Genomic DNA, 14,364 nt, shown 5'->3' with positions numbered 1-14,364 from the left:
GCTGGATTTTGCCAATAATGGCGGATGAATGGTAGGGGGAAGTTGATGTTTTGTTGGCTAATCGTAAAAAAGGCGGCCGATTGGCCGCCAAAGTAGAGACAACATTACCTCTGTGGCATCCGGTAGCGCACCTGCAACTGATCGAGGATCTGCAGCTGACCCGACAGGCGGGCGGCGAAGTGCTCCCAGCCCTTGTGGGCGGTATCGCTCCAGGCCACCTCGGCCGTGGCCAGCATACGCGGGAACAACATGTAGTCGAGACGATCACGGCTGGTGATCAATTCTGACCACAAGGGGCTCAGCACCCCGAGGATGTTATCGTTGGCATGGAAATCGGCTGGGGCAGGGTCACACGAGTAGATCTGCTCCAGATTGAGGGTACCCGCCCAGTAGAGGCCGGGTTCATGAATATCGGCGCTCCAGGCGAGATCGAGATAGAGGAACTGGGCGGGTGCCATCACCACCGGATAACCGGCCGCGGCAGCATCCAGCCCCGCCTGAAAGCTGGTCCAGGCACAGATGGCCGCTTTGCGGCTCACCTTGTCGCCATGCAGGATCTCCTCCCAGCCAATCATCTGTTTGCCTCTGGCGGCCAGATAGCGCTGGCAGTGGCGCAGCAGATGGCCCTGCAGCTCGCGGCAGTCGGCGTAGCCCTGCTCGGTCATCAGCAGTTGGCATGCGGGGCTGTCGGTCCAGACCCCGGTCGGCACCTCGTCACCCCCCATGTGGATCTGCGGGCCGGGAAAGAGCTCGCATACCTCGTCCAGCACCGCCTCCAGAAAGCGGTAGGTGCCGGGCAGGGCGGGGTTGAGCACGTTGTCATCGAAATGCTGAACCGAGCGGTAGCGGGAGTGATCCGCCGTTTCGATCAGCAACTCGGGCAGCGCCTTGATGGCGGCGTGGCAGTGGCCCGGAATGTCGATCTCGGGAATGACGGTGATGCCGAGCTCACTGGCATAGCTCACCAGCTCCTTCACCTCGCTCTGGGTGTAGTAGCCGCCATAGGGTTCGGCACCGCCGCTGAGCTGGGGGGCGATCGCCAGATCGTGGCCGCGCCAGGCACCCACGTCGGTCAATGCTGGGAAGGCCTTGATCTCGAGCCGCCACCCCTCGTCATCGGTCAGGTGCCAGTGGAAGCGGTTGAACTTGTAGAGGCTCATCAGCTTGAGCAGGCGCTTGATGGTGGCCGGGGTGTGGAAGTGGCGGGCGCAGTCGAGAAAAATGCCGCGAAAGCCAAAGCGCGGGGCATCCTCCAGCGTGATGCAGGGCAGGCTCTCCCCATGTTGCAGATACCACTGGGCTAGCGTCACCAGCCCATGACGCCAGCCCGTTTCGTCGGCGGCGGCAATTACCACCTCCTGCGGCGTGATGGTCAGTTGGTAGGCTTCGGGGGCCAGTTTGGCCTCGGTCAGCCGGATTTCTGCGTCGTGATCCTGCTCCAGCGCCAGCGATGTGAGTTCGTTGAAGTGAGCCAGCAATTTCGGCACATCGCGGGGGGCGCTGACATGAGCCCGCTCGGCCAGCCGGAAGTTCCCCTCCAGCAGTACCAGATGGGCCGGTTGCGGCACTATACCGGGCAGGGGCTCGACATCCGGCAGGTCGGGGCGGGCTACCGGCGGGTTATCCAGTCCGAGATCCTGCGCTGCCAGCGTCACCGGCAGCAGCTGGGCACCCGTGGTCGCCTCCGGCAAGCTGAGGAAAAAGCCCTGCGGCATGTCGGAGAGCTTCTTGATGGGGGTCTGGCGGCAGCAAAAGCGCAGCTCGCAGCTGCCTGTTTTTGGGACAATCACCTTGTAGCTGCCGCTCTGGCGCTCCAGCTCACCCCCTTGCAAGGAGTCGGGGTCGATGTGGCGAGCCAGACAGAAGTGCAGCTTCCACTTGGTATCCGGCATGCGGGAGAGGGTGAAAGTGAACCAGACATCCTCGCCGTCACGTCGGGCGACCTGGGTGTGGATCAGGGGTGTAAACATGGAAAATCCTCTGATTGGGCAAACAGGATGGCGCCATCGAGCGCATCTGCCTGGGGGGGGATCAGGTTGAGCTGGCCGAGACGGGGAGCGAGGCGGGTGCCAATCCCCCCCAGCAGGGCGATTTGTCTGGCACCCAGCTGGGTCATCCCCTCCAGCAGGATCCGCAGCTGTTCGCAGGTTTCGTCCAGCAGCTGATTGGCGAGCTCGTCGCCATCGCTGGCGGCATCGAATACCCAGGGGGCAAAGTGGCCATAGTCCGCCGGAATGGCGCGGGCGGCCCAGCGTACCACCTCGGCCTGATCCCGCTTGAAGCGATCCATCAAGCGGATGGCGAGGGTGCTGGGGGGCAGAATGCCGTCGTGGCAGAGCAGGGATTGCTGGATGGCGCGCAGCCCCAGCCAGGCGCCGCTGCCTATGTCTGAAATGGGGAAGCCGCGGCCGGAGCAGGTGCGGATCTGCCCCTCCTGATAGACCAGCCCCACCGAGCCGGTACCGGCGATCAGAATGGCCCCCTCACGGCCGCCAAAGGCGCCGAGGCAGGCACCGAAGGCATCGGAGGTGAGCCTGACGCTGGCAAAGGGGAAGGGCATCTCGAGCAGGGCGTGATAGCAGTCGGCCAGCTCGGCGGAGGCGAGCGCCAGTCCGACCCCCATCTGCTGTTCACTCTCTATAGCGATCCCGGCGGCAAGGCGGGCGCTGGCGATGGCGGCCAGCACATTGGCGTGGGCATGGGGGATGCCCAGCTCCAGATTGGAGCCGGCCGCGCGCCCCTCGCCGAGCAGCTTGCCCGCCCGATCCCGAATGCGGGCGCGGGTGTGGGTGCCCCCGCCATCGACACCGACCCAGAACTCAATCATGGTGACCTCCATTTCCCTGCGCATTCAGCCAGGTGATTGCAAGGGCAAACCAGGCTGCGTGGGGGATCCACTGCTCGCCCCAGCGCCAGTTCTGATCCAGCCGATCCTTGTACTCCTCCGGAATAAAGGCCACCTCATTTTCGTCATCAAACCCTGAGGTGATGCCGTTGCAGATACCCCCCTGCGCATTGGGATAACCGGCAGTATAGGCGGGGTTGTTGATGCCGTGGCCCGCCAGCATGCAGGCGTTGAAGGGGTTTTGCCCGAGGATCCAGTCGAGTTGGCGCTGACCGTAAGTGATGAGCGGCTGGCTCTGGTGGGGGAAGTGGCGGGCGCCAGCAAAGGCCATGGTCGCCAGCGAGGCGAGGCGGGCATTCTCCCCCTGCCACCAGTAACCGGACTCGTTGTGATGGGGCATAAAGAAGCTGACGCGCGGCGCTTCATCCACCCCTTTCACATATTGGCGGGCGAGGGAGAAGGGGTTGCCCGCGCGGGCACAGAGCGCCAGCTCGGCGGCCAGCGCCTGCTCCACCACGGTTTGTACCCTGGCCTTGTAATCCTGATCCGGCTCTACGCCCAGATATTCCAGCAGTGCCAGCACCGGCAGGCCCGCCTCGGCGGCGTGATAGTAGGGGCGCGAGCCATCCTCGTTAGCCGACCAGTAGTGACCCAGCTCAGGATGAGGGCGCTGGCGGGCACAGAGCTTGCTGGCACGGACTCTCGCTTCATTCAGCCACTCGTTGCCGAAGGTGCGGGTCAGCTCCACCGCTGCTAGCAGGGCGCAGTAGTCGTCGATGATGTTCTCGATCCCGTCATCCAGATAGGAGAGGTTGTGTTCACGCAGATGCAGGTAGCCGCGTTTGGCTGCCTCGGCGTAGCGGCTGGCATCGAAGTCGCCGCTAACGCTCTCGCGGGCGGCGCGGGCCAGCGCGGCGATGGCCATGCCGCCCCCTTGGCGGAACCCCGCCTGCCAGTTGGCAGACTTGAGCCCCTGCTGGGTGGCATAGGCGCACAGCTCGCGCTGGGCGGGATCCTTGCTCCACTTATCGAACAGGGTCATGTAGAAGAAGCCCGACTCATCCTGCATCCGGCAGAGGAAATCGGCGCCGTGCAGCGCCTCGTCATTGAGCCGCTTGCAGAGGTTCACCCCGTCGATATCGCGGCGCGGGGCCAGCAGTTCCCGGCACTTGAGCAGAGCCCACACCACCATGGGGGTCTGCTGGGGGTTGAGGTAGTTGGCGTAGGAGAGGTGGCTCAGGTACTTGCTCATGTCGCCGCTGGCATCGAACCAGCCGCCGTGCACATCTTTGTGCTGGTCGGTGCCAAACAGGCGGGCGCTGCGGTCGGCCCGATCGAAGGTGCCGCTGGCGCGCTGGCCCTTGAAGTAGTGAATGACATCGGAGAGGCAGTGGCTGGCCAGCAGATCCTGGCCGATGGCAAAGCGGGTCGAGCGGACTATGCCTTGGGCAGTGATCGCCTCCAGCCGATAGTGGCCGGGCTCCTTGAAGGCGGAGAAGTCGGCACGCCAGTAAGCGCGGCCCTGCCAGCCGGGAACGCTGCCGGCCGGTTGCAGCGGGGTTTCAAACAGGATCTGGCCATCATCGAGGCGTTGCAGCCTGACATAGCCGCCGAGATCAGGGGCGGGGGAGGTTTGCAACAGGGCGACCTTATGTCCGTCGCACTCGTAGCCCACCTGATTGATCAAGAGTTCCATCAAGGTATTACTCCTGTGGTTCACCGCCGGGCGGTGAGGCACATCACGGGGCTGTGGCCGCCCCGTATCGAGGCATGGCCGGACAGGGTTGTCCGGCCGGTCTAAGGCTCACCTTCACTCGTAGAGGTAGCAACGCACGAAGTGGTTGTCGGCAAGCTTGGTGATGGGTGGCAGCGCCTCCTTGCAGCGGGGCATCGCTTGATTGCAGCGTCCGGCAAAGGGGCAACCGCAGGACTCCGGCGTCCAGAGCGGGATCTCCCCCTTGCGGCCCCCTTCCAACTCGGCGTGGATACTCTTCTCGGGGTCGGGCACCGCCGAGATGAGCAGCTGGGTGTAGGGGTGCTGCGGGTGGTGCAGGATCTCATCCACCTCGCCCCACTCCACCATGTGCCCCACATACATCACCGCCAGATCTTCCGCCACATAGCGGGCGGTGGCGATGTCGTGGGTGATGTAGAGCATGGAGACGCCGAGCTCATTCTTCATCTGCTCCATCAGGTTGAGGATGCCGATGCGAATGGAGACGTCGAGCATGGAGGTGGGTTCGTCCGCCAGCACCACTTCCGCCTCCACCGCCAGATTGCGGGCGATGTTGACCCGCTGGCGCTGGCCGCCGGAGAGCTGGTGCGGATACTTGGCCGCCGTCGCTTTGGCGGGGGTGAGCCCCACCTTCTCCAGCAGGGCGTAGACCATGTCGGGCAGATCTTTCTTGTCGATCACCTTGCTGTGCAGCAGCAGGGGGCGGGCGATGTGGTGATAGATGGTGTGGGTCGGGTTCAATGAACCGAACGGATCTTGCCACACCATCTGCACGCTCTGGCGATAGTCCAGCAGGGCGGTGCCCTTGTTGAACTCCTCCAGATCGTGGCCGCGATAGAGAATGCGCCCGGCACTGAGCTTGTACATCTTGGCGATGATCTTGGCGATGGTGCTCTTGCCGGAGCCCGACTCACCGACCACCGCCAGGGCGCGGCCCCGGTGCAGGTTGAAGGTGATGTCGGACAGTGCCCGCATCTTGCCACTCTTGATGGCATTGGAGTTGATGGGGAAGTCCTTGTAGAGGTGCTGGACTTCGATGATGGGTGCATCGGTTTTGGCGATTTGCATGACAGACATCCTTAACAGCCAGCGGCCTTGTCCAGATAGATCACGGAATCTTGTTGCAGTCCCTGCTCCTCATAGAGGTGGCAGGCGGTCTGTTGCCCGGGGCGGATCTCGGCCAATCTGGTGTACTCCTGACGGCAGCGATCGTGCACCTTGCCGCAGCGGGCCTGAAAGCGGCAGCCGACCGGCACCTCCAGCAGGTTGAGCGGGGTGCCCGGGATCCCCTCCAGTACCTTCTTCGGCCCGTGTAGGGGCGGGAAGGAGTTGCCCAGCCCTCTGGTATAGGGGTGCAGCGGCGCGGTCAGGATCGCCTTGGAGGGAGCGACCTCCACCAGTTCACCGGCATACATGATGCCGATGCGATCGCAGAACTCCACCATCAGGGAGAGGTCGTGGGTGATGAACAGAATGGAGAAGTTGAACTTCTCTTTCAGGGCATAGACCTTCTGCAGGATCTCCCGCTGCACCACCACATCGAGTGCCGTGGTCGGTTCATCCATGATCAGGAGCTCGGGGTTGAGCGCCATGGCGATGGCGATCACCAGCCGCTGGCGCATGCCGCCGGAAAACTGGTGCGGGTAATCCTTGAGCCGGCTCGGGTGGATATCGACGATGGTGAGCAGCTCCTGGGCGCGCTTGATCGCCTCGTAACGGGTCATGCCGGGGTTGTGGGCCAGCAGTACGTCGCAGAACTGCTCCTCCATCCGCAGCACAGGGTTCAGGGCGTTCATGGCGGACTGGAACACCACCGACACCTGTTGCCAGCGATAGGAGCGCAGCCGCTCGTCGTTGTAATGGAGGATGTTCTCCCCCTTGAACAGGATCTCGCCACCGCTGATGTAGGCGGGCGGCTTGTGCAGCCGGGCCACCGAGAAGGCGACGGTGGATTTGCCGCAGCCCGACTCACCGGCGAGACCGAAGATCTCGCCTTGTCTGATATCGAAGCTCACCGAGTTGACGGCGCGCACGTCGCCATTTTCGGTGATGTAGTCGACGCAAAGATTGCGTACTGACAGCAGGGGATGCTTGTTCATGCTGTCTTCTCCTGTGCGGCAGAGAGTGGTGTTGCGACCGGTGTTGCAAGTTTCTTCCAGCGGCTCAACCCTTTGTGGGAGCGCAACTGCGGGTTGGCAATCTCGTCGATGGCGAAGTTGAGCAGGGCCAGACCGGCACCCAGGGTGGCGATGGCGAAGCAGGGGGCCAGGATCTCCCACCAGGCGCCGACCAGAATGGCACTGGAGGTCTGGGCGTTGTAGAGCATGATGCCCCAGCTCACCACGGTCGGGTCGCCAAGCCCCAGGAACTCCAGGGTCGCTTCGGTGACGATGGCGTAGATGATGGAGCCGATGAAGCTCACCCCGATGATGGAGATGAGGTTGGGCAGGATCTCTACCAGAATGATGCGCCAGGCCGGCTCGCCCAGTACTTCGGCGGCGATGACGAACTCTTTCTCGCGCAGGGCCAGGGTCTGGGCACGGATGACCCGCGCGCCATAGGCCCACGAGGTCAACCCTATTATCACGGCAATCACCGCCGGTGACGCCTCCCCGATAAAGCTCGCCAGCACCAGTAGCAAGGGGAGGTTGGGGATCACCAGCACCACGTTCATCAGGAAGGTGAGGCACTCATCCACCAGACCGCCGAAGTAACCGGCGGTGATGCCGATGGCGACGGCCAGGGTGCAGACCAGCAGGCCTGCGCTGAAGCCCACCAGCAGCGAGATACGGGCACCGTTGGTGAACTGGGCCCAGATATCGTGGCCCATGCGGGTTGAACCCATCACGAACTCGGCACTGGGCGGCTGGTGCGGGCGAGCCACCCGTTTGGTCGGCTCGTTGCTGGCCAGAATGGGGGCAAAGAGGGCCATCAGTACGAAGGCAACCACGATGGCGAGGCCACAGGCAGCCTTCTTGTTGCCCAGCAGGATTTTGAGGATTGTGGGCATACGCATCTTATTTGCCTCCTGTACGCAGACGGGGATCCAGGAAGACGTAGAGCACATCGGCCAGGAAGTTGAAGCTGAGCATGGTGATGGTCATGATGAGCAGCTGCCCCTGAATGAGCGGGTAGTCGCGGGCCAGAATGCCCTGATAGAGGGTCAGGCCCAGGCCGGGATAGTTGAAGATCACTTCGGTGATGAGGGAGCCACCGATGACGAAGCCGAGCGCCATGGAGAGGGCGGTGACGCTGGGCAGAATGGCGTTGCGGGCGCCGTAGTTGAAGATCACCCGGTTGCTGGAGAGCCCCTTGGCCTTGGCCATGGTGATGTAATCCTCGCCCAGCAGGTTGATCATGTTGTTGCGCATGGTGATAAGAAAGCCCCCCACCTGTACCACGGCCAGAGTCAGCACCGGCATGATGGCGTGGGTCATGATGCTCTTGATGTGCTCCCAGCCCCAGTCAGCCTTGATCTCCGGGCTGTAGGCGTAGCCGATGGGCAGCCATTCGAGGCTGACCCCGAACAGGAACAGGGCGAGCAGGGAGACCACCACCGGCGGAATGGCCTGCATCACCAGGGTGAGCGGGGAGAGAATGCTGTCCATCCGGCCGCCGCGATACCAGGCGGCGAAGATGCCGACGATGGAACCGATGGAGAAGCTCAGGATGGTGGAGGTGCCGACCAGAAACAGGGTCCAGCCGATGGCACGGCCCAGCACGTCAGAGACCTGCTGCGGGTAGAAGCGCACCGAGGTGCCGAGATCCCAGGTGAAGACACTCTTCACATAGGTGAGAAACTGGGTGCCGATGGGGCCGTCGACGAAGCCGAAGGTGGCTTTGAGGGCTTCCAGGGCGGCGGGTTCCATCATGGCGCCAGCACGGCCAAACATCACGGAGACAGGATCCCCTGGCATGGCACGGGGTAACAGGAAGTTGATGGTGGCGGCTACCAGAAAGGCAACCAGATAGAAGGAAAAGCGTCTCAGTATGAATCCCATGATAGTACCTTTTACTGCAAGTCTGCCCCGCGTCGGGTATAGCTACCCCAACCCCGGCAAAGTCGGGCAAGAAGGGGATTAACGGGGAAGATGGCCCCCCGCAGGGGGCCGGGATTGTTTAGCTGTTTGGCTTGAGGGACAACACGTGCAGCAGACGCTCAGGGGTGTCCGGGTGGAGCTGAGGTTTGGCTACCGGGTTATCAGCACTGAACCAGCCGTTGAAGCGCTTGGTGCTGTACTCATACCAGGTCGGGTTGTTGAAGACCGGAATGATGGTCTGGTTGGCACCAACACGATCCTGGATAGCGAACATGATCTCCTTCTGCTTGGCCGCATCGGCGGTCTGGGTGAAGTCATCGATCAGCTTGTCGAGTTCGGGATCCTTGTAACGGGGCGCGGCGAAGCGGTTGCCACGGTCACCCATGTTGCGGGAGTGGAACGCAGTCTCGAAGTACTTGTGCGGGTTGGCACCGGCAAAGTAACCCTGCAGGGCGACGTCGAAGTCACCAGTGATCAGGTTCTCGGTCCAGACGGTCGCTTCCGGGGTGGCGGTCTTGGCGTTCAGGCCCAATGCCTGCAGCCCTTCTACACCGATCTGTACTGTGTTGACCCAGTCGGTCCAGCCGTTCGGCACCAGAACCTTGAACTCGATCTTTTTGCAGCTCGGGGTGTCGAGGAACTTGTCGCCGTCACAATCCTTGTAGCCTGCCTCTTTCAGCAGGGCCTTGGCCCCTTCCAGATCGAACTTGTTGTACTTGCCGTACTTCTTGTCCACTTCCGGGTTGTTCCAGGAGTCAAAGGCTTTGCCCAGACCTGACGGGTACTCGTTGACGGTGGGGTAGCCGTAGCCTGCGATATCCACCATGGACTGGCGGTCCATCGCCATGGAGAAGGCGCGGCGGAAGTTGATGTCGTTGAAGGCTTCGTTATTGCCCGGGTTCTTGGTCTGGAAGTTGACGTTGAACGCCACGGTACCAGAGGCCGGGAACCAGTATTTGTTGTTCTTCGGATCGTTGCCGACGTAGAGGCGCTCGATATCCGGCACGAAGGAGCCGAACCAGTCGATGTCACCCTTCATGACAGCAGCCAGCACCTGATCGTTGGTGGCCATCTGCGGCATGCGGATACAGTCGATGGCGAGGTTGGCGTTATCCCAGTAGTGCGGGTTGCGGCACTGGGTATAGAGCTGGGCGGAGAAGTTGTCCACTTCGGTGAAGGGGCCAGTACCAACCGGCTTGTCGTTGGTGAAGGCAACCGGATCTTTCACCGATTTCCACTGATGCTCCGGCACGATAGGTACCAGCACCAGATCATTCACCACGTTGGTATTGACCTCGGTCAGGTCAAATTTGACCTTGTTCGGGGCCAGCTTCTCGACGCTCTTGATCTGGGTCCAGATTGAGCGCTCATCCAGCGCCTTGTTGGCCTTGACCAGATTGAAGGAGAAGATGATGTCATCGGCATCAAAGGCTTCGCCGTCAGACCACTTCACGCCGTCACGCAGATCGAAGGTGACGGATTTCAGGTCATCGCTGAACGCATAGTTGGTGGCCAGACGATAGACGGGTTTGCCCCCTTGCATATCGTTGAAGATCACCAGCGGTTCATAGATGAAGTGACGGGTGGTGTGCAGCAAGCCCGCTTGCAGGAAGGGGTTGAAGTTCTTGACCCAAGCGGTTTCCTGCTGTGCGACCATGGTCAGCACGGTTTTATTGTCTGCGGCCATGGCGTTACCGGCGGCACCGGCAAGCATCATGGTTCCCAGCATTACAGCGGTAGAGATTTTGGATACTTTGGCAAGCATATGTTTTCCTTTCTTATTTTTTGGCATTCCCGAGGGTTCGCCTTGTTTTGTGTGAGCACCGGTTTCGCATGCTGATGAAATCGGCCCTCTGTGTTGGTCAGGTGTCTAACCTTTGTCGTTCTGTTTTCCAACGCCCTAAGCAAACCAGAATTAACAGGAAAACAACAACTATTGATTTCGTTGTTTTCGTAAAAATTGACGGTGTTACGTCAATCTCGTCAAAATCGATTTTTATCTTTTTAAAATCATAACCTTGCGTTATTTGTTTTCGCGTAAAAAGTGGCTGTGTAAATGGCGTATATGACAAATTTGTGAATTGGATCTGCTCTCGGTTTCGGGGTCGGGCGGGGCTTTGTTTTGCATAAAAAGAAACCAGATTGCCAATTGTGATCCGGCGCCCGTTTAGGGCGCCGTGTCATGGCTTGCGGTTGGCGAGCTGACGCAGGGTCTGGGCGCTGTGCTGCAACTGCTGGCGCTGGTGGTCATTGAGCGGGCAGTGGCCCAGCACATACTCGGTGGTGGCCACGACCGTCTTCCAGCGTGGCGACTTGGGCAGGGTGTCCAGACTCAGGTATTTGTCGAGGGTGCGGGTCTGCGGGCTGGATCTGTCCATATAGACCCGCCACAGCTTGCTCTTCTCTGCCAGCACGATTTTGCCCTTGCCGGTCCCCTGCTGCCAGGCATCCAGGGTGAGCTGCATGGTCTCTACCAGCGCACGGCGCAGCGGCTCGTCATCCTGCTGGCGAATGAGGTCGTCGGCCAGCGAACGGAACTCGCCACCCAGGCGGCTCAGCTCGCCCAGCAGCTGTTCATCTTCGATGATGGCTTGCCGCGAGAGGTTCTTGAGGGCGTTCTCCAGCGCCATTACCCGGTTCTCATCCTGACGCAGCTCGGTACTCAGAGTGAGGGCGAAAGCGGCCTGTCCTCCGAGCGCGATGGGCAGGGCACGGGCGTTGAGCACATCTTTTTGTCCGGCCACCAGAAACTCCAGATTGTGTTCCCGCTCGCTGGCAAGGTCGGGCCACTGCTGTTGCAGCGGGGTGGCGAGCCACTCATTGAGGGGTTGCCCCTCCATGGCTTCCGGCTCCTGCCCCAGCAGGCGCGCCAGCACCCGGGAGGCAAACAGCACTGTGCCCTGCTCGTCGATAAAGATCATGGGGTCGGCCCCTTCGCCGAGCAGGGCCAGCAGCCGCTGCTGATCCTGATGCAGTCGCTCCTGCAGGGTGAGGCGATGTTCGATCTCCTGCTTCAATAGCCGGTTCTCTACCAGCGAGGCGCGTCCGGCCTTGGCCTCCAGCAGTGCCTTGACCCGGGCAAACAGCTCTTCTTTGCAGAAGGGTTTGACCAGATAGTCGTTGGCACCGGCCCCGAAGCCCTCCTCGATATCCTTGGGCTGGTTGAGGGCGGTGAGCAGCAGCACCGGCAGCATATCTTTCGGGTGCTGCTGGCGCAGGCGACGGCAGACGTCAAAACCTGAAAGGGTCGGCATCATCACATCGAGCAGGATGAGGTCCACCGGCTCCTCGGCCAGCTTGGCCAGCGCATCGTGGCCGTCACTGCTGGGCAGGATGCGGTAGCCGCAGGGCTGCAGCAGATGGCGCAGGATGTGCAGGTTGATGGGCTCGTCATCCACCACCAGAATGAGCGGCGCATCCTCGGGGGGAGGGGGCAGATCGTCGCTCTCCCAGTCCGGCAGGATCAGCGGTTGCTGGCGCACCAGCTGATGCTCGATCTGGCGGCTGTCGAGGGTCAGATTGGCCGCTTTGCCGGTGGCAAGGGGCAGGGTAAAGGCGAAGGTAGAGCCAACGCTCGGCTCGCTCTCGACAAACAGCTCGCCCCCCATCAGGTGCACCAGCTGGCGGGTGATGGAGAGGCCAAGGCCGGCCCCCTGTTTGCTTACCTCCGGGCTCATCTGCACCAGCGGCTCGAAGATATGTTCCAGATGGTCGGGGCCGATGCCGATGCCAGTATCCGTGACCTTGATGCGCAGGAAGTTGTTCTCGACGATGGCACTGAGCACCACCTTGCCCTGCGGCGTGTACTTGATGGCGTTACCCACCAGGTTGTAGAGCACCTGTTCGAGCCGCTGCTCGTCGGCCAGCACCGGCGGCAGTTCGGCCGGGCTGATATCCACCAGGGTGAGGGGTTTGGCCTGCACCAGATGCTGGCAGAGATCCAGCACCAGCCGGATAACCCCCTTGGATGAGACGGGCTGGGAGTGGATCTCCAGCTGGCCGTAGCGCATCTGGTGGTAGTCCAGCAGATCGTCCACCAGACGGGCCAGACCGTCGGCGCTCTTGATGATGAGCCCGAGCTGCTTTTGCTGCCCTTCGGTCAAATCCTGCTGGCTGGCGAGCATCGACTCGGCCATCCCCTTGATACCGTGAATGGGGGTGCGCAGCTCGTGGGAGGTGTTGGCCAGCAGTTCATCCTTGAGTTTGTCCGCTTGCTGCAGGCTAAGGTTCTGCTTGTGGGTCAGCTTGACCTGCTGTTGCAGCTCCTGGGTCTGCTGTTCGATGAGTTCGATCTTGTCCTTCACCGAGCGCTGCATATGGCGAAACGCCTCGGCCAGCCGGTCGATATCATCGCCGGTGCGCTCGATGGCGATGGGGTGATCCAGCGCACCGTCGGCCACCTGCTCGGCTGCTTCGGTGAGAGAGCGCAGCGGCGCCGTGATGGAGTGGGATAGCCAGCGGGAGAAGAGGATCAGCAGCAGCACCGAGCCGGCACCCAGCACAATCACCAGAGTTTCCAGCTGGCGGATCGGGGCATAGGCTTCCCGGGTGGAGATCTCGGCGATAAAGGCCCACTCGGTATCGAACACCTTCACTTGGGTGTAGGCGGCCAGCACCTCGTCATCCTGATAGGAGTGGAACAGCCCTACCCCCTGCTCGCCGGAGAGAGTCTTGGTGATGAGGGGCGTTTGCAGCGGCCGGAAGTTGGGGCTGAAGCTGTTCTCGACGCTAAACTCCGGTGCCAGCCAGGCATCGGCGCGCATCCGCTTGTCGGGGCCGATGAGGATGGTCTCGCCGGTCTCGCCCAGCCCCTCCCGCTCCGCCATGATCTGGTTGAGCTTGTCCGGCAGCAGCTCGAAAATCACCACCCCGCGCACATAGTCGTACTGCATCACGGGGGCTGCCATGTAGGCGACCACCTGCCCGGTCAGCTCGTTGCGGCCAAAATCGGTGAATTCGAAGATCTGCTGCGGCTTCTGGCCGCCATCAAGGCGGCGTTTGATCTTGGCAAAGGTCTGGCCCAAGCCACTGCCCTGATAAGGTCCGGAGAGCAGATTGGTGGCAAAGTTAGGGTGCTTGGTGACCGAATAGACCACATCACCGTTGAGGTCCACCAGAAAGATGTCGCTGTAGTTGGACTTGCGCACCATGTCGGCATAGCCGCGATGAAAGCGTTGGTGCACCCGGCCATACATCTCGTCGGCGAGGATAAGTGCCGTGATGGAGGGTTCGATCTCCACCTGACTGTCTGGTTTGCGCAGTTGATCCCAGGAGCCGGGCAGATAGCGGGCCTGAGCACGGCTGCGGGCCTCCTGCGGTGTGGTGCCCAGCTTCTCGAAGGCGCCGGTAAAGCCATAGAAACGGCCGATACTGTTGCCGGCGAAATCCTGCTGGGAGAAGTTGATGATCTGCTCTTTGAGGTTGTTGAAGTAATCCTCGAGCTGACTCTTCTTGATATTACGGACGGAGACCAGATGGTTGGAGGTCTGGGTGGTGAGATCCTTGCCGTGGCTGTATAGGAAGAAGAGGGTGATGACCAAAAAGGGCACCATGCCCAACATGAAAAAAGCCAGCATTAACTGCGGCCTGAGCCCACGAAGCGTGAAGATCCATTTCATCTTGTGATTTTCAATTGAGAATCCGGTTATTAAGCCGCTCAAGTCTCGAACGAAAGCGTAATCATTTCAACGACTTTATCCCAAATTCGCTTGGTGGGTCACAGCTGGCTGGAGAAAAATGCAGCA

9 protein-coding genes are annotated in these 14,364 nt (G+C 61.3%); all 9 read right to left on the bottom strand.

All coding sequences use genetic code 11. The features are described from left to right. Nucleotides 1-104: 104 nt before the first annotated feature. Nucleotides 105-1,970, bottom strand: a complete 1,866-nt coding sequence (locus AACT07_RS15375) for a beta-N-acetylhexosaminidase (protein WP_069528679.1) — start codon at nucleotides 1,968-1,970, stop codon at nucleotides 105-107. After that, nucleotides 1,955-2,827 (bottom strand): BadF/BadG/BcrA/BcrD ATPase family protein, encoded by an 873-nt coding sequence (locus AACT07_RS15370; protein WP_005347722.1) that lies wholly within the window; start codon nucleotides 2,825-2,827, stop codon nucleotides 1,955-1,957. The genes AACT07_RS15375 and AACT07_RS15370 overlap by 16 nt, the downstream gene beginning before the upstream one ends. Then, nucleotides 2,820-4,541: a glycoside hydrolase family 9 protein gene (locus AACT07_RS15365; RefSeq protein ID WP_069528677.1), complete on the bottom strand. Its 1,722-nt coding sequence runs from the start codon at nucleotides 4,539-4,541 to the stop codon at nucleotides 2,820-2,822. Before AACT07_RS15365 ends, AACT07_RS15370 begins: the two co-directional genes overlap by 8 nt. A 114-nt stretch (nucleotides 4,542-4,655) precedes the next feature. Next, on the bottom strand, nucleotides 4,656-5,648 hold the full coding sequence (locus AACT07_RS15360) for an ABC transporter ATP-binding protein (RefSeq protein WP_005362145.1): 993 nt from the start codon (nucleotides 5,646-5,648) through the stop codon (nucleotides 4,656-4,658). Nucleotides 5,649-5,659: 11 nt separating this feature from the next. Beyond that, entirely contained in the window at nucleotides 5,660-6,679 is a 1,020-nt protein-coding gene (locus AACT07_RS15355; protein ID WP_005334876.1) for an ABC transporter ATP-binding protein, read from the bottom strand. Continuing rightward, nucleotides 6,676-7,596 (bottom strand): ABC transporter permease, encoded by a 921-nt coding sequence (locus AACT07_RS15350; RefSeq protein ID WP_005353820.1) that lies wholly within the window; start codon nucleotides 7,594-7,596, stop codon nucleotides 6,676-6,678. Before AACT07_RS15350 ends, AACT07_RS15355 begins: the two co-directional genes overlap by 4 nt. Nucleotide 7,597: 1 nt before the next feature. Beyond that, on the bottom strand, nucleotides 7,598-8,581 hold the full coding sequence (locus AACT07_RS15345; protein WP_069528675.1) for an ABC transporter permease: 984 nt from the start codon (nucleotides 8,579-8,581) through the stop codon (nucleotides 7,598-7,600). Nucleotides 8,582-8,699: 118 nt separating this feature from the next. Further along, on the bottom strand, nucleotides 8,700-10,385 hold the full coding sequence (locus tag AACT07_RS15340) for an ABC transporter substrate-binding protein (protein WP_069528672.1): 1,686 nt from the start codon (nucleotides 10,383-10,385) through the stop codon (nucleotides 8,700-8,702). 415 nt (nucleotides 10,386-10,800) lie between these two features. Continuing rightward, complete coding sequence (locus AACT07_RS15335; protein WP_069528671.1) at nucleotides 10,801-14,238, bottom strand: ATP-binding protein; 3,438 nt, start codon at nucleotides 14,236-14,238, stop codon at nucleotides 10,801-10,803. Nucleotides 14,239-14,364 lie beyond the last annotated feature (126 nt).

It is taken from the genome of Aeromonas sp. ANP5, from assembly GCF_963870295.1.
Taxonomy (GTDB): Bacteria; Pseudomonadota; Gammaproteobacteria; order Enterobacterales; family Aeromonadaceae; genus Aeromonas; species Aeromonas veronii.
This window is presented reverse-complemented; position numbering and strand designations above follow the sequence as displayed.